20 protein-coding genes and 1 tRNA gene are annotated in these 14,619 nt (G+C 55.2%); 8 read left to right on the forward strand and 13 right to left on the reverse strand.

The window, feature by feature from the left end; all coding sequences use genetic code 11:
* Position 1: 1 nt before the first annotated feature.
* The 8 genes from PS2015_RS09850 to PS2015_RS09880 all read left to right on the forward strand — a co-directional run bounded on the left by PS2015_RS09850 (position 2) and on the right by PS2015_RS09880 (position 4,184).
* Entirely contained in the window at positions 2 to 778 is a 777-nt protein-coding gene (locus PS2015_RS09850; RefSeq protein WP_169792296.1) for an HNH endonuclease signature motif containing protein, read from the forward strand.
* Positions 775 to 987 (forward strand): hypothetical protein, encoded by a 213-nt coding sequence (locus tag PS2015_RS09855; RefSeq protein WP_058022083.1) that lies wholly within the window; start codon positions 775 to 777, stop codon positions 985 to 987. The genes PS2015_RS09850 and PS2015_RS09855 overlap by 4 nt, the downstream gene beginning before the upstream one ends.
* A 31-nt stretch (positions 988 to 1,018) precedes the next feature.
* Entirely contained in the window at positions 1,019 to 1,855 is an 837-nt protein-coding gene (locus tag PS2015_RS09860) for a zinc metalloprotease (protein WP_058022084.1), read from the forward strand.
* The gene (locus tag PS2015_RS15625; protein WP_156412714.1) at positions 1,852 to 2,007 is read left to right on the forward strand and encodes a hypothetical protein; all 156 of its coding nucleotides are present in this window, start codon (positions 1,852 to 1,854) and stop codon (positions 2,005 to 2,007) included. Before PS2015_RS09860 ends, PS2015_RS15625 begins: the two co-directional genes overlap by 4 nt.
* Positions 2,004 to 2,258 carry a hypothetical protein gene (locus tag PS2015_RS09865; RefSeq protein WP_058022085.1) on the forward strand — a complete coding sequence of 85 codons (255 nt, stop codon included), beginning with the start codon at positions 2,004 to 2,006 and terminating at the stop codon, positions 2,256 to 2,258. Before PS2015_RS15625 ends, PS2015_RS09865 begins: the two co-directional genes overlap by 4 nt.
* Positions 2,259 to 2,351: 93 nt before the next feature.
* Positions 2,352 to 2,819 carry a hypothetical protein gene (locus PS2015_RS09870; protein WP_058022086.1) on the forward strand — a complete coding sequence of 156 codons (468 nt, stop codon included), beginning with the start codon at positions 2,352 to 2,354 and terminating at the stop codon, positions 2,817 to 2,819.
* A 4-nt stretch (positions 2,820 to 2,823) separates the two neighbouring features.
* Positions 2,824 to 3,033: a hypothetical protein gene (locus tag PS2015_RS09875; protein WP_058022087.1), complete on the forward strand. Its 210-nt coding sequence runs from the start codon at positions 2,824 to 2,826 to the stop codon at positions 3,031 to 3,033.
* Positions 3,030 to 4,184, forward strand: coding sequence for a site-specific integrase (locus PS2015_RS09880; protein WP_058022088.1), 1,155 nt, complete (start codon positions 3,030 to 3,032; stop codon positions 4,182 to 4,184). The genes PS2015_RS09875 and PS2015_RS09880 overlap by 4 nt, the downstream gene beginning before the upstream one ends.
* Before the next feature lie 70 nt (positions 4,185 to 4,254).
* Here PS2015_RS09880 and PS2015_RS09885 read toward each other — a convergent pair.
* The 13 genes from PS2015_RS09885 to aspS all read right to left on the reverse strand — a co-directional run bounded on the left by PS2015_RS09885 (position 4,255) and on the right by aspS (position 14,616).
* A tRNA-Lys gene (locus tag PS2015_RS09885) sits at positions 4,255 to 4,329 on the reverse strand.
* 74 nt (positions 4,330 to 4,403) lie between these two features.
* A complete protein-coding gene (gene queC, locus PS2015_RS09890) occupies positions 4,404 to 5,093 on the reverse strand; it encodes a 7-cyano-7-deazaguanine synthase QueC (RefSeq protein WP_211271209.1) in 690 nt (229 codons plus the stop codon).
* An 8-nt stretch (positions 5,094 to 5,101) separates the two neighbouring features.
* A complete protein-coding gene (queE, locus tag PS2015_RS09895; protein WP_058022089.1) occupies positions 5,102 to 5,743 on the reverse strand; it encodes a 7-carboxy-7-deazaguanine synthase QueE in 642 nt (213 codons plus the stop codon).
* Complete coding sequence (gene ybgF / locus PS2015_RS09900) at positions 5,740 to 6,558, reverse strand: tol-pal system protein YbgF (protein WP_058022090.1); 819 nt, start codon at positions 6,556 to 6,558, stop codon at positions 5,740 to 5,742. The genes queE and ybgF overlap by 4 nt, the downstream gene beginning before the upstream one ends.
* Positions 6,559 to 6,564: 6 nt before the next feature.
* Positions 6,565 to 7,098, reverse strand: coding sequence for a peptidoglycan-associated lipoprotein Pal (gene pal, locus PS2015_RS09905; protein WP_058022091.1), 534 nt, complete (start codon positions 7,096 to 7,098; stop codon positions 6,565 to 6,567).
* Positions 7,099 to 7,160: 62 nt separating this feature from the next.
* On the reverse strand, positions 7,161 to 8,468 hold the full coding sequence (gene tolB / locus PS2015_RS09910) for a Tol-Pal system beta propeller repeat protein TolB (RefSeq protein WP_058022092.1): 1,308 nt from the start codon (positions 8,466 to 8,468) through the stop codon (positions 7,161 to 7,163).
* Positions 8,468 to 9,295 carry an energy transducer TonB gene (locus PS2015_RS09915; RefSeq protein ID WP_058022093.1) on the reverse strand — a complete coding sequence of 276 codons (828 nt, stop codon included), beginning with the start codon at positions 9,293 to 9,295 and terminating at the stop codon, positions 8,468 to 8,470. Before PS2015_RS09915 ends, tolB begins: the two co-directional genes overlap by 1 nt.
* Positions 9,296 to 9,299: 4 nt before the next feature.
* Positions 9,300 to 9,734: an ExbD/TolR family protein gene (locus PS2015_RS09920; RefSeq protein ID WP_058022094.1), complete on the reverse strand. Its 435-nt coding sequence runs from the start codon at positions 9,732 to 9,734 to the stop codon at positions 9,300 to 9,302.
* Positions 9,735 to 9,755: 21 nt separating this feature from the next.
* Entirely contained in the window at positions 9,756 to 10,448 is a 693-nt protein-coding gene (gene tolQ, locus PS2015_RS09925; RefSeq protein WP_058022095.1) for a protein TolQ, read from the reverse strand.
* Positions 10,449 to 10,569: 121 nt separating this feature from the next.
* Complete coding sequence (gene ruvB / locus PS2015_RS09930) at positions 10,570 to 11,580, reverse strand: Holliday junction branch migration DNA helicase RuvB (RefSeq protein ID WP_418054918.1); 1,011 nt, start codon at positions 11,578 to 11,580, stop codon at positions 10,570 to 10,572.
* A 20-nt stretch (positions 11,581 to 11,600) separates the two neighbouring features.
* A complete protein-coding gene (gene ruvA, locus PS2015_RS09935) occupies positions 11,601 to 12,221 on the reverse strand; it encodes a Holliday junction branch migration protein RuvA (RefSeq protein WP_058022097.1) in 621 nt (206 codons plus the stop codon).
* 42 nt (positions 12,222 to 12,263) lie between these two features.
* Entirely contained in the window at positions 12,264 to 12,788 is a 525-nt protein-coding gene (gene ruvC, locus PS2015_RS09940) for a crossover junction endodeoxyribonuclease RuvC (RefSeq protein ID WP_058022098.1), read from the reverse strand.
* A gap of 46 nt (positions 12,789 to 12,834) precedes the next feature.
* Positions 12,835 to 14,616, reverse strand: a complete 1,782-nt coding sequence (aspS, locus tag PS2015_RS09945; RefSeq protein ID WP_058022099.1) for an aspartate--tRNA ligase — start codon at positions 14,614 to 14,616, stop codon at positions 12,835 to 12,837.
* Between the last annotated feature and the right edge of the window lie 3 nt (positions 14,617 to 14,619).

Genomic DNA, 14,619 nt, shown 5'->3' on the forward strand with positions numbered 1-14,619 from the left:
AATGATTGCCTATGGCCGTCAGCTGTATCTCTCACACGACTATGAAGAGTGTGCCAGGCTGATCAATGAGCGCTTTGGCACCCAGGTGAACCGGGATCAATTTCGCTATGCCACTAAGAATTACAAGATGCGCTGCGGCCGGCCTACGGGACAGATGAACAAGGGGCGAAGCTCCGTTTTTAGCGCAGAGCAGCAAGCATTTATCAGAGAACATTATAGTGCCCTGAGCCGAAAGGATTTGACAGCTGCGATCAATGAGCAGTTCGGGACCAGCTTCAAAGTCAGCCAAATCTCCGGCTATGTGAGAAATCACAAGATCAACAGCGGACGGACTGGCCACTTCCCCAAAGGCAATGTGCCATTCAATGCGGGCACCAAGGGCCAGGGCCTGACCGGGGCGAACAGAACCTCATTCAAGAAAGGTCATCGAACGCACAACACGGTGCCGGTGGGGACCATATCAGTTGAAACCAAAGACGGGTTTCTGAAGATCAAGGTCGCAGAACCTAACCAGTGGGAATTTATTCATAAGCGCACTTGGGAACAGCATCACGGCCCGATACCTGACGGCTGGGTGGTCAGCTTCCTGGATGGCGACCGGACAAACTGTGCAATCGAGAATCTGGAGCTGGTCGAGCGATCAGTGATGGCCGTGCGAAACCGAATGGGGTTGAGCAGCGTTCCTTCGGAGCTGAAGCCGGTGGCCAACAACGTGGCCAAGCTGAAGATCGCAGCGGCCGAAGCGAAACGGAAACTGAAAAAGGGGAAAGCGGCGTGAATGAATTTCAGAGGATCCACCGGCACAACTCGCGTTATGGATACCACGGCTGGGCGCTTCGCTATCGTGGCAGGCCTGATTGCAAGGTGCTGCCCTGGACTGTCCGCCCTACTCGAGCGGAGGTGCGTGAGCTAAAGGCTCGGCGCGGGTCACTGCTGGATGACTATGAGCTGGTGAAGGTGAAGATCGGCGTGGAGGTGGTGGAGTAATGTGCGCATCACAGGAGCAGGAGCAAATCAAATGAGCCCATACATAGCAGGAAAAGACAACGAGCAATACGATGCCACGGACTGGGGTATACCAACAATCCCTGTCTACCTGAATCCAAAAAACCTGCCACCGACAACCACTGTCGAACAAGCAGAGCAGATGATAAAAGACGCTTGCTTTAGCTGGTCTTTGCGGTACAGCCATGATCTGCGATATGCAGGGCTTTTTTATAACACTGTTTCCAGAGACGCCATCGTCATCAACTACAACAGTTCTGCGCAGCTTCTTTCCTGGTACGGCAAAGAGGTCAATGGACTGTGCCGATACCACCCGGACGGCTACATCGGAGACAAACGGCGCTTAGTTTCGGCTGAAATCTACATCAACTCAGACAACCGCCCACTGCCGAACCGATTTGCCCGTGCAACGATCAAACATGAGCTGGGCCACGCCTGCGGCATACATGGCCACAATGATCAGCCTGGAAGCGTCATGTACACCAGTAGCATGGGCAACGAAAAACTAACCCTGCATGACTGTCAGATGCTTGACGAGTGGAACCCATACCCTGTTGAACTGCATCGCGACTACTCAATGAGCTGCCCTGCTGTGGACATGCAGGACGGTAGAGTGCTGTGGGTTGAGTGCAAGCATCGCGGGAACATGCTGGTGCATAGCTGGGAGCTGGCGTCAGATATACAGTGGGACGGGCCGAGACTGGATAACGTACAACTTGGTGATGGAAAATTGTTTCACGGCCAGCCCGCCCATGTTGTGAAAATGCGGCAGGTCCGTCACCCCGACATGACTGTAAGAGCTGAGATGGCGCTGGTCAAAAACGGGCTGATACTGGAGTACGCTGAATGAGCAGAACACGCCTGCAACGACAGATTGCAAAAAAGATGATGCGCCAGGGCGCCTGGAAAGAGACCCGCGCTGTACTTCGGCTGGCACTCAAGCTGCGCCTGAAGTTCGGCCGGTGGATGAGCATTGAGCAGGCATCGAGGGCGATCAAATGATGGCAGTCATCGAGGTAAAGCACAAATGCGTGTGGGGCATCGGGGAAACAATAGAAGCGGCAAAAGCTGATGCGTATTTTGTGATCCGAGGCAAGGCTGAGCACAACCGGCCGGCAGAGTCCGATCTGTCTTATGCTCACCTGTCGCCTAATGCGGATCTGGATACTGACGGGCTGACAATGTGGCAGTGGGTTATTCAAGATTCGGCGGCCGTGGGCAATTCAGTCAGCGGCCAGATGGGGCTGTTCTGATGAGCTGGTCAATCGGAGTTTCTCAGATTCGTGAACAGTTGAGCGCCCAAGCGCGGACGGTCAGCTCGGGTTATTTTAGGGAGACATTGAAGGATGGCTAAATTCGCAGAGAGCACATCGGTTTCCGTTGAGAAATCCAGGGCGGAGATTGAACGCACGCTGGGCAGGTACGGTGCCAGTGGTTTTATGTACGGCTGGAACGCCGGCTCGGCTGTCGTTGCTTTCGAGATGAGCCAGCGACGCGTCATGTTCAACCTGGCCATGCCAAACCGTGCAGACGCAGAGTTCACACGGACACCAACAGGGAAATCCCGGTCACCGGCACAGGCGGAAGCGGCCTGGGAGCAAGCACAGCGCCAGCGTTGGCGTGCCCTGGCTCTGGTGATCAAAGCCAAACTTGAAGCTGTGGAAAGCGGTATCACTGAGTTCGAGGATGAATTCCTGGCACACATCGTTCTGCCGAACGGTGAAACAGCAGGCCGCTGGATGCGCCCGCAAATTGCCAGAGCCTATGACAGTGGTGATATGCCGGCATTATTGCCAAGTCCACCAGGAAGATGAGTCGATGGCTGAATCAAACATTGTGTACGCAGAAGAGCTTGCCAGGGTCACCGGGCTGGAGAAACCAGCAGCAATCCGGCGTGAGCTGGAGAAGCAGGGCATTGCCGTATTCATGGGTAAGAATGGCCCCTGGACAACGCGCGACTTGATTGCCGCGGCGGGCAAACGCAAGATGGGCCTGGATCAACCAGCCAATGAGGAGCAATACCTGTGAGGGGTAGACCGCGCAGCAGAAAACCAGCCTGCCCGGCGCACATCGATGCGCGCAAGCTGCCTGACTATTGTTACTGGGACGGATCCGGCAAGGGTCACTGGTACACGAAGATAAAAGACCCTGATGGGAAGTGGCGCCGGCGCAAGGTTGCAGGTCCGCGCGCTACTCTGGCGGATCTGCACAAAGAAATGGAAGCGCTTGCTGGGCGGCCCCTGGATTGCCTGAACTGGCTGGCCGATAAGTTTGAGAAATCAGCAAAATTCAAAAGCGTGTCTGAGCGAATGCAGGACGACTGGACATATTGCCAGGGCGTTGTTTGCACATATCCATCAAAGCAGCCTGGCGTGCTGATTGGTCAGATACCATTGTCCGCCTGGAAGCCAGCGCTGGTGCAAAAGCTGATCGATGGCATTACCGAAACGCGCGGACCATCCAGCGCGAAGCACTGCCATTCCTACATCAAGCGGGTGTTCAACTGGGGAATCGCCAGGGGTTACTGCGCCAGCAACCCATGTCCGCGCGGGGTGATCGAGCTGCCGAAAGAGCGTCAGCGCCGGCGGCTGCCAGCACCTGCCCTGGTTGCCAAGTTGGTCGCGTTCGCCAGGGAGCGAAGCGCCAGGCCCAGCCGGACAAAGGGGTCTTGCCCGCACTATATCTGGTTGGCGCTGGAGCTGGCTTACCTGAACCGCCTGCGCGGCATCGAGGTGTTCGCCCTGACGGATGCCTGTGAGCTCGATGATGGCCTGCTGTGCCAGCGAACTAAGGGATCAGGCGCCAGCGTCACCAGATGGAACCCCAGGCTGCGTGAAGTGTTCTCAGAGGCGCAGAAGCTGCGCAGCGAGATTTTTCGCAAATCAGGCAGGCCGATACCTTTTCGCCCCGAAGATCGCTTTCTCATGGTCACCACCGGTGGCAAGCGAATCGCCGAATCAAGCTGGCAAAGTGCCTGGGCGCGGTTCATGAAACTGGCTGTCAGGGAGGGTGTCATTACTGAGGAAGAGAAGTTCGGGCTGCACGATATGAAGCGTCGGGGACTGACCGATACGAAGGGCACGAAGGCCGACAAATTGGAGGCCGGTGGCCACAGTTCGCTGCAGATGCTCAAGGTCTATGACCACTCAATTCCGGTGGTCGATGCGGTCGCAGAGTGACTTAATTTTCCGGTGCTTTTTCCGGTACGGTTTTTTGTGAGGGAGCACTAACCACGAACGTGGCGTGAAATGGTGGGGCGTGATGGATTCGAACCATCGACCAATTGGTTAAAAGCCAACTGCTCTACCGCTGAGCTAACGCCCCAAAAGAGAGTGCGCATCATACTACGCGAGAGAAAAAACTCAAGTATTTTTGCAAAAAAATCCGCATTGCCCGGCTCATACATACCGTGTCGGATCTGTGACACCGGCATCTGCAAAGCCTTTGCGGCGCAGTCTGCAACTGTCACAACGGCCACATGCGCGCCCTTCAGCGTCAGCCTGATAGCAGGAAACTGTCAATCCATAATCCACACCCAGACGCACACCTTCGGCAATTATCTGCGCTTTGCTCAGGTGTATCAGTGGTGTGTGAATACGCATGGGCTGACCCTCGACTGCGACACGCGTTGCCAGATTAGCCATGGTCTCGAAGGCCTTGATGAATTCAGGCCGGCAATCCGGATATCCTGAATAATCCAGGGCATTCACACCGATATAGATATCACTGGCACCCAGCACCTCTGCCCAGCCCAGCGCATAAGACAAAAACACTGTATTGCGGGCGGGCACATAGGTAATCGGTATGACATTTTCCTGCACGCCATCTTCGGGCATGGTCAGAGACGAATCCGTCAGTGCCGAACCACCCATCTGTCCCATGCCGATCGGAATGACCAGGTGTCGGCTTACGCCGGCCTCATCAGCCAGGCGCTGCGCGGCCAACAGCTCACTGCTGGCCCGCTGCCCATAATCGAAGCTGAGCGCATAACATTCGAATCCGGCTTCTTTGGCAAGCGCCAGGCAGGTGGCTGAATCCAGCCCGCCAGAAACAAGAATCACCGCTTTTCTTATTGCAGACGTGTTCATAGAAATTATTAGCGCCCTGGCTCTTCACCCCAGATAATTTTGTGAAGTTGAACCTGCATGCGCACCGGCAATCGATCGTCGATAATCCATTGAGCCAGGTCACGGTACGCCACCTGCCCGAATGATGGAGACAGGAGAATTTCCGCCACCCGGTTGCGCAGATCATATTGATCAATTTTTGCCTTGGCCCACTCGTAGTCGCGTCGGTCACAAATGACAAATTTCACTTCATCAATGGGTTTCAGACAGCCAATATTGGATTCCAGATTACGATCACATTCGTTTGACCCCGGTGTCTTCAGGTCCATCACGACATGCACGCGTGAATCCACAGAGGCTATATCCATGGCTCCGCTGGTTTCCAGTGACACCTGCAGGCCTTTGTCGCACAGCGCCGTCAGCAACGGTAGACAATTAGGTTGAGCCAATGGCTCTCCGCCGGTGACGCAGACATGCCTGGCACCGTAGTCATCAACCTGCTGCAGTATCTGTTCAAAACTCAACTGCCGTCCTTCATGGAAGGCATATTCAGTATCACAATAGCCACAACGCAGCGGACAGCCGGTCAGCCGCACAAAGGTAGTTGGTAAACCCACAGTGCTGCTTTCACCCTGCAAAGAGTGAAAAATTTCGTTGATTCGGAGATTCACAGAGTTCGCAGATAGATATCCGCAAGGTTGGCGGCAGAGGTATTGGGGAAACGTGTCCGCACTTCCTGCAGCATCTGTCTGGCGCGGGCATTGTCACCCAGGCGATGATAGACCGTGCCCAGCGAGTACATGGCATCTTCTATCTTGCGGCCATCGGGGTATTGCGTGGTGATGGTCTCGAAGGCCGTTCTGGCCTCTTCGAACATCGACAGATTCACGTAGGCCTGCCCTTTCCAATAATAGGCATTAGTCACAAAGCGACCCGCCGGATACTCGGACAGATATTGATCAAATTGCGTGATGGATAATTGATAGGCCTCATCCTGGAGCAGGGAATCGAGGGCCAATTCATATAACTGCTGTTCAGTCAGCAGTCCCGGCTGCGTTGTGGGTGCAGCCGGACTGATGCTGGACGATCCGGTACTGAGTGCGCCCGGATCGCTGGAAACAAATGTCGGTGTGCCAAGACTCTGGCTGGCCGGGGATGCGCTCACGGTTCCGGCGCTGATACCGGCCGTACTGGCCGCTGCCGGAGCAGAGCTGACTGGTGCAGCAGCGACACCGGCTTCCAGTTCCTGATACAGGGCACTGATACGGGAATCCAGGTCGGTATACCGATCCATGGACTCCTGCTGCAAACGCCTGACGTCATACCCCTGCTCTTCAACCATGCCACGCAAGGTTTCAACCTCTGTGCGCAGAGCACGAACCTGGTCCAGCAACAGGACCATGGCGTCGTTAGACTGTGCCATGGCTGTCGTATTAAAAACGGCAGCCAGCGCCACAGCGGAGAACAGCAATCGGGATATGTGCATCAGTTATTAACCTGCCGGCTGGATTTCAACCCGACGATTCTGACGGTACGCATCTTCGGTCTGACCGCGAACGGCCGGACGCTCTTCACCATAGCTGACTGTTTCCAGTTGGTTGCGTGAGGCACCGTTAACAATCAGGAAATCTCGAATGTTATTGGCACGACGCTCGCCCAGCGCCAGGTTGTATTCACGGGTACCGCGCTCGTCAGCATGACCTTCCAGTCGTACACGACGGTTCGGGTTGGCAGCCAGATTACGGGCGTGAACAATCAGCGTTTCACGATCGGAAGGCTGGAATTCGGCCACGTCAAAGTCAAAATAGAATACGGTGGTATTCAGCGCAGCCTGTTCACGGCGCTGTTGCTCCTGGCGCTCACGCTCCAGACGCTCCTGCTCCAGACGGGCTGCACGTGCGGCTGCAGATTCACCCGCAGATTCCTGGGCTACCGGCATCGTCTCTTCCGGCTCGCTGGTAGAGCTACATGCTGCCAGGGCAAACATGCTCAGAGCCAGTGCTGTGGTTTTTAATATATTATTCATTTGCGTACCCAAAGTAGTGTCCTCCAATAGACAAGCTAGCAATCAAATTGTTGTGCAATGCCCTAATTCAAGTACGGGGACCACGACGGCTCCCGTACATCGCCCTGCGAGGATGGTAAACGGAATTTTACACGTCCGTCAATGGAGACTGCGTCGAGAACGCCCCTGCCATTGTAGGTGGTACCAAACATGATCATGCTTCCGTTAGGCGCCACGCTGGGTGATTCGTCAAGTGAAGTATCCGTCAGCGTCAGTACGCGCCCGGTCTCCACATTTAATACTGCAATACTGTAGCTATTATCCTGCCGTGTATCCCGCCGGACGTGCACCAGATTCACGCCATCCGGCAGAAACTGACCTTTTGCACAATAAAAACAATCAAAAGTCAGGCGCTCAGGGAATCCACCGCCCACCACATCGGCTTTATAGATCTGCGGTTGACCTGTGCGATCCGACGTAAAAATCACGCTGCGGCTGTCCGTGGTCCAGGCCGGTTCTGTCTCGGCGCGCGGATGGTCGGTCAGCCGGGTCAGCTCATCAGTGGCAAGATCCAGCACATATACATCCGGGCTGCCATCTTTCGACAAAACCATGGCCAGACGACGACCGTCCGGTGACCAGACCGGCGAGCTGTTGATACCGGAAAAGTTGGTAACCTGACGACGCTGACCAGTAGCCAGATCCTGTATATAGATGCGCGGCAGATCTGTTTCGAACGAGACGTAGGCAATCTGGCTGGCATCCGGCGACCAGGCCGGTGACATGATGGGCTCGCGCGACTCCAGCAGAATTTGCGGACGGCGGCCGTCATAATCAGACACATGCAGCCGATATACCGTATCACCGATAGGACCTTCTGCAGACACATACATGATTTTGGTCGAGAAAGCGCCGCGCCGGGCAGTAATTTCCTGATACACCACATCACTTATTTCGTGGGCAATATCACGAAGCTGCGACACACTGCCGGTCAACACTTCGCCCATTACCTTGCGCTCACGATTGATGTCAAAAAACTCCCATTGCACCTGCACCATCTGCCCACCGGGCACCGGACTGATTTTGCCCACCACCAGATACTGCTGCGCCAGAATACGCCAGTCACGGTAGTGAACCTGACTCTCTTCGGTAGGAAGACTCAGCATATTGGCGCGCGACAGTGCGCGGAACTCACCGACCTGCTCCAGATTATTGGCGATAATCTGTGCGACATCTTCATCCGGCAGGCCGGCGCCTTCCCAGGCAAACGGCACAATGGCGACCGGAATGGGGTTATCCACACCGCGGGTAATTTCAATGTTCAGCTCAGTGGCAATCACACGCGCTGACAGCAGCGCGCCCAGAACCAGAATCACAAACTGTCGGTACATCAATTTAATAAATCCTCCGGTCTGAATGTCAGCAGCAGCGAACGGAAATTCCGCTCAAACATGCGTGGCGGCATGCCCTGCAGTTGCTCGAAACGCCTGACTGCCCGCACCGCATTTTCCGCCGAACGATCAAAGGCGGCATCACCGCTGGAACGCACTATCTCAACGTCCACGATTTCTCCGGTTGGCACCAGTCGGATGCGCAACACGGCTGTCATATTATTGCGAGCGCTGGGCGGTCGCGACCAATTTTGCTGAACCAGATCATGAATAATGCCAGTATAGGCCATGACCTGTTCGGCTTCAGTTTCAGCCAGCTCACGTGCGGCTGACTCCTGCGCGGCCTGCTGCTGGCGTTGCTGCTCCAGGCGCCGCTGTTCCTCCAGACGTTGCTGCTCCAGCCTTTGTTGCTCCAGTCGCTGTTGCTCCTGTCGCTCTCGTTCCTGCCTGTCGCGCTCCTGCTGTTCGCGTTGCTGTTGCTCGCGTTCCTGCTGCTCACGTCGCAGTTGGGCCTGACGTTGTTCTTCGCGGCGCGCCTCCTCTTGACGACGCGCTTCTTCCTGCCTGGCCTGCTCTTGCTGACGGGCCTGTTCCTGCTGCCGCGCCTGCTCCTGCTGGCGTTGTTGTTCCAAAGTGCGCTGTTGCTGTATCTGTTCGTTACGGGTCTGCGGATTTTCCGCCACCAGCAAGGCTTTGACTGCCTGCGGGCGCACCAGCTCCACCGACTCGGAATCAGCACGCTGCATGATAAACAGCGAACCCAGTATCAGGCCGTGTAACAACACTGCCAGCAAAACCGAGAATGGATATCCGTTAAATGCTGTCACGCCATTATTCCAGTGGTTTGGTGACCAGATTCGGACTGGTGATACCGGCCTCGCGCAATGCCTCCATCAAACTGATAAAAGGCCCGTAGCTGGCCTGTGAATCGCCTTCCACAAAAATCTGGATACCCGGATTGACTTCCACAATGCGGGCAACCTGTTCACCAATCAGAGCAAGCTCTACTGGCTGCTGTTCATCCTGAGAGGTGACTCCCAGGCTGATAAAATATTGATTATCGGCAGTCAGCTCAATTACCAGCGACTCGGCTTCTTCATCCAGTTCCAGCGGCTCGGAGCTGGCCTGCGGCAAATCCACCCGCAAACCTTGCGTCAGCAGCGGCGCTGTCACCATAAACACAATTAACAACACCAGCATGACATCTATGTACGGAACGACGTTGATGTCGGACATCGGTCTGCGTTTTTTGCGGACAATTTCCATTAAATCGCAGTCCCCGGTCAGTTACTTCGGCGTGCTGGCAACCTGACGATGCAGGATACCGGCAAATTCTTCTGTAAAAGTAATGTAGTTGCCTGCAATGGCATCTACCCGTGATGAGTAACGATTATACGCAACCACTGCCGGAATGGCGGCAAATAATCCCATCGCTGTCGCAATCAACGCTTCGGCGATACCAGGCGCTACCACCTGCAGGGTTGCCTGACTTTGCTGCGCCAGACCGATAAAGGAGTTCATGATACCAATCACGGTACCGAACAAGCCGATGTATGGTGTCACTGAGCCAACTGTTGCCAGAAACGGCAGATTCTTTTCCAGCTTTTCTTCTTCGCGTGAATAGGCAACACGCATGGCGCGCTGCGCGCCGGCCATGATGCCTTCCGCACTGACACCACCCTGCTGACGCAGGCGCATGAATTCTTTAAAGCCGGCACGGAAGATGTTTTCCATACCACCGGTGGGTTTATCTTCTTTCTGCTGATTGCTGCCATCGCGGTACAACTGACTCAGATCCATACCGGACCAGAAGCGCTTTTCGAAGGACCACATGCTCTGCTCGGCACTGCTCAGAACCAGATAGCGCTGAATAATCATGACCCAGGAAATAATTGACGCCAACAGCAAAGTGAGCATGACAAGCTGCACCGTGATGGTGGCATCCAGTATCAGGCCCCAGACATTTAATGAATCGTGCACCCTTTGTTCTCCAGTCCGGTTTTACAGCAGTAAAACGTGTCGCATTATAAAGTAATTCAGACACTTGTCATACAGACAGGGGTGTCTTAAGGCTGATCAAATATGGCTAAATCATGGCGGACTATTCCGCACCCGGCACCGGCAGACCGAACTGCAGGTAGGCGTGCGGTGTCACCATTCGCCCGCGTGCCGTACGCATCATGTAACCCTGCTGAATCAGGTAGGGCTCCAGTACATCCTCAATCGTATCGCGCTCTTCACTGATGGCCGCGGCCAGGCTGTCCACACCCACGGGACCACCGCCAAACTTCTCAATCATGGTCAACAGCAGACGCCGGTCCATATGATCAAAGCCATTGTCATCAATACTGAGCATGTCCAGCGCCTGCCCGGCGATTTCCCGGCTGATCTGACCCGCGTGTTTGACCTCACTGAAATCCCGCACCCGGCGCAACAGTCGGTTAGCGATGCGCGGTGTGCCACGCGAACGGCGGGCAATTTCAAAGGCACCTTCAGCATCAATGATGCAACCCAGAATTCGCGCCGAACGGCTGACGATCTCGCTGAGCTGTTCATTGGAATAAAATTCCAGACGCTGAATAATGCCAAAACGATCCCGTAGTGGTGAGGTCAGCAGGCCAGCCCGGGTTGTAGCACCGACCAGCGTAAACGGCGGTAATTCCAGTTTAATGGAACGCGCTGCCGGCCCTTCACCAATCATGATATCCAGCTGATAGTCTTCCATCGCCGGATACAGGATCTCTTCAATAGCCGGGCTGAGTCGATGAATCTCATCGATAAACAGCACATCGCCCTGTTCAAGATTGGTCAACAGTGCTGCCAGGTCACCGGCCTTCTCCAATACCGGGCCAGATGTCGTTTTTATCGACACATTGAGCTCATTGGCAATAATATTGGCCAGTGTGGTTTTGCCCAGACCCGGCGGACCAAATATCAACGTATGATCCAGCGGTTCATTCCGGTTGCGGGCTGCACTGATGAAAATTTCCATCTGCTGTTTGACGTCGCTCTGGCCGATATAATCCGTCAGCGCCAGCGGACGGATAGCGCGATCTACTGACTGCTCATGGGGCGCCAGCTCAGGTGAAATCAATCGTTCGGAATCGCCAATCATGTCTGTATCCTGTCCGATTACAACATGGCCCGCAACGCCAGGCGTATGATGTCTTCGCTACGATTTAACTCAGGTTTATCACGCATCACACGCACCACCATGCGCGCCGCTTCTGCCGGCTTGTAACCCAAGGCTATCAATGCTGTTTCAGCCTCTTCACTGCCCTGCCTGGCGTCGGACTGTTCGCTGAATCCTGGCAGTGCGGAGGCATCTTCGCCAGCACTCGAGATCTGCCACGACTTGAGGCGATCGCGCATATCCAGTACCAGACGTTCTGCAGTTTTTTTACCGATACCCGGTATCTTCGTCAACGCCGTTACATCGTTGCTGTGAACCAGACGCACAAATTCATCAGCAGGCACACCTGACAAGATAGCCAGCGCCACCTTGGGACCAATGCCATTGACCTTGATCAGCGCGCGGAACAGCTCCCGTTCCTGTTGCTCAAAAAAACCAAACAATTGGTGCGCATCTTCGCGCACTACCAGATGTGTATGTAGGACTACACCCTGACCGGTTGCCGGCAACTGATAGAAGGTGCTCATGGGCGCCTGCACCTCGTAACCGATACCGGCCACATCGACCAGCAACTCGGGTGCTTTTTTTTCCAGCAATGTCCCTGTAATGCGTCCTATCACTTTGTCATCGCCCCAAACTTTGTATCAGGAATGTTATCAGCATCATAGCCCCTGAAACCGGCGCCGGCTGAATCCGGATGCCGCACTCATTTTTATCATACTGACACGGGTATTGGCATGGCAGATTGCAATCGCCAGCGCATCGGCGGCATCAGCCTGCAATTTACCCTGCAAACCCAATAGCACACGTACCATGTGCTGAACCTGGGATTTATCGGCAGCGCCTGAGCCAGTTACCGACTGTTTGATAGTGCGCGCAGGATACTCAGCCACGGGCAAATCAGCATGCAGACAGGCTACCATGGCAGCCCCTCGGGCTTGACCCAGTTTAAGCGCCGAGGAAACACTTTTGCCCAGAAACACCTCTTCAATGGCGCATTCCTGGGGAGAGTATTCCTCAATCACCGAACTGAGCTGCCGGAAAATATCTTTCAGACGCGCCGGGTGATCACCCGGCGTCGGACGGATGCAGCCACAGCCAACATACTTGAGGCGATTGCCCACAGACTCGATGACGCCGTATCCGGTCGCCCGCGAACCCGGGTCAATGCCAAGTATCAATGTCATCTGTGACCTCTGGCCACCGCGTATCGCACAGCGGCCCTGCTTGTTTTTATGACTGCTGAGCCTGCTGCTGAGTCTCACGCAGACGGATATTCAGCTCGCGCAGTTGCTTGGTCGACACCGGTCCCGGCGCGTCGGTCAGCGGGCAGGCCGCCGACTGCGTTTTCGGGAAGGCAATCACTTCACGGATAGACGATGCACCGGTCATCAGCATGATCAGACGATCGAGGCCGAAGGCCAGACCACCATGCGGCGGACAACCGGACGCCAGCGCGTTGAGCAGGAAGCCGAATTTTTCCTGTGCTTCTTCCTCACCGATGCCCAGCACCTCAAACACAGCCTGCTGCATGTCCGGGCGGTTAATACGAATGGAACCCCCACCCAGCTCGGTACCGTTGAGCACCATATCATAGGCACGCGACAATGCCGTCGCAGGACTGTCACGCAGTTCTTCAGGCGAGCACGACGGCGCTGTGAACGGGTGATGCAGAGAATTCAGATTACCTTCTTTATCGGTCTCAAACATGGGGAAGTCCACCACCCACAGCGGCGCCCAGCCTTCGCGCACCAGACCGGTATCAGCAGCCACCTTCAGACGCAGGGCGCCAATGGCTTCGTTAACAACGTTGATCTTGTCGGCCCCGAAGAAGATGATGTCGCCAGTAGTCGCCTGCGCACGCGCCAGCACTTTATGCACAACATCTTCCGGCATAAATTTAATGATGGGCGATTGCAGACCTTCCAGCCCGGCATTTATGTCGTTGACCTTGATCCAGGCCAGACCCTTGGCACCGTAAATGCCAACAAAACGGGTATAGTCATCAATTTCTTTGCGGCTTAGCGTTGCACCACCAGGCACACGCAGCGCTACCACCCGGCTCTGCGGATCGTTAGCAGGACCGGCAAACACTTTAAAATCCACCCCTGCCATCAGATCGGCAATATCAGTAAATTCCATATCGATGCGCAGATCCGGCTTGTCCGAGCCAAAACGGCGCATGGCTTCAGTCCAGGTCATGCGCGGGAAATCGCCCAAATCCACGCCCAGGTGGCGCTGGAAGATCTGCCGGATCATGGTCTCGGCAATCGACATGATGCCCTCTTCATCCATGAATGAGGTTTCTATATCAATCTGGGTGAATTCCGGCTGGCGGTCGGCGCGCAGGTCTTCATCTCGGAAACACTTGGCGATCTGGTAATAACGGTCCATGCCGGCCACCATCAGAATCTGCTTGAACAGCTGCGGCGACTGCGGCAGGGCAAAAAACTCACCCGGATGAGTGCGACTGGGCACCAGATAATCGCGGGCTCCTTCCGGCGTCGCACGAGTCAGGATCGGGGTTTCAATATCCAGAAAGCCATTATCATCCAGGAAGTTACGGATGGTATTGGACACTTTGGAGCGGAAACGCAGCCGGTCAATCATCTCCGGACGGCGCAAATCGATATATCGATGGCGCAGTCGCACATCTTCACTGACCGATGCGTGCTCATCCAGCTGGAAGGCCGGCGTGCGGGCCACGCTCAGCACTTCGAGTTCATGCGCCAGCACTTCAATACCGCCCGTAGGCAACTCCGGATTCACTGTGCCTTCCGGACGAGCACGGACCAGGCCGGTGACACGCACTACAAATTCATTGCGAAGAGTTTCTGCCAGAGCGAAGGTCTCTGCCCGATCAGGGTCAAACACCACCTGACTCAAACCATCCCGGTCACGCAAATCAACGAATATGACACCACCGTGATCCCGGCGCCGGTGCACCCAGCCGCACAAGCTGACTGTTTCGCCGATATGGGCTTCGTTTAGTTGTCCGCAATAATGGCTGCGCATACT

It is taken from the genome of Pseudohongiella spirulinae (genome assembly GCF_001444425.1).
Classification (GTDB): domain Bacteria; phylum Pseudomonadota; class Gammaproteobacteria; order Pseudomonadales; family Pseudohongiellaceae; genus Pseudohongiella; species Pseudohongiella spirulinae.

Excerpts from the sequence above, each read along its gene's own strand:
- ruvC (WP_058022098.1), bottom strand. The coding sequence starts at position 12,788 with ATGACATTGATACTTGGCATTGACCCGGGTTCGCGGGCGACCGGATAC.
- PS2015_RS09865 (WP_058022085.1), top strand. The coding sequence starts at position 2,004 with ATGATGGCAGTCATCGAGGTAAAGCACAAATGCGTGTGGGGCATCGGG.
- PS2015_RS09870 (WP_058022086.1), top strand. The coding sequence starts at position 2,352 with ATGGCTAAATTCGCAGAGAGCACATCGGTTTCCGTTGAGAAATCCAGG.
- queC (WP_211271209.1), bottom strand. The coding sequence starts at position 5,093 with ATGAACACGTCTGCAATAAGAAAAGCGGTGATTCTTGTTTCTGGCGGG.
- ybgF (WP_058022090.1), bottom strand. The coding sequence starts at position 6,558 with ATGCACATATCCCGATTGCTGTTCTCCGCTGTGGCGCTGGCTGCCGTT.
- PS2015_RS09850 (WP_169792296.1), top strand. The coding sequence starts at position 2 with ATGATTGCCTATGGCCGTCAGCTGTATCTCTCACACGACTATGAAGAG.
- PS2015_RS09860 (WP_058022084.1), top strand. The coding sequence starts at position 1,019 with ATGAGCCCATACATAGCAGGAAAAGACAACGAGCAATACGATGCCACG.
- pal (WP_058022091.1), bottom strand. The coding sequence starts at position 7,098 with ATGAATAATATATTAAAAACCACAGCACTGGCTCTGAGCATGTTTGCC.
- PS2015_RS09875 (WP_058022087.1), top strand. The coding sequence starts at position 2,824 with ATGGCTGAATCAAACATTGTGTACGCAGAAGAGCTTGCCAGGGTCACC.
- tolB (WP_058022092.1), bottom strand. The coding sequence starts at position 8,468 with ATGTACCGACAGTTTGTGATTCTGGTTCTGGGCGCGCTGCTGTCAGCG.
- PS2015_RS09920 (WP_058022094.1), bottom strand. The coding sequence starts at position 9,734 with ATGGAAATTGTCCGCAAAAAACGCAGACCGATGTCCGACATCAACGTC.
- aspS (WP_058022099.1), bottom strand. The coding sequence starts at position 14,616 with ATGCGCAGCCATTATTGCGGACAACTAAACGAAGCCCATATCGGCGAA.
- PS2015_RS15625 (WP_156412714.1), top strand. The coding sequence starts at position 1,852 with ATGAGCAGAACACGCCTGCAACGACAGATTGCAAAAAAGATGATGCGC.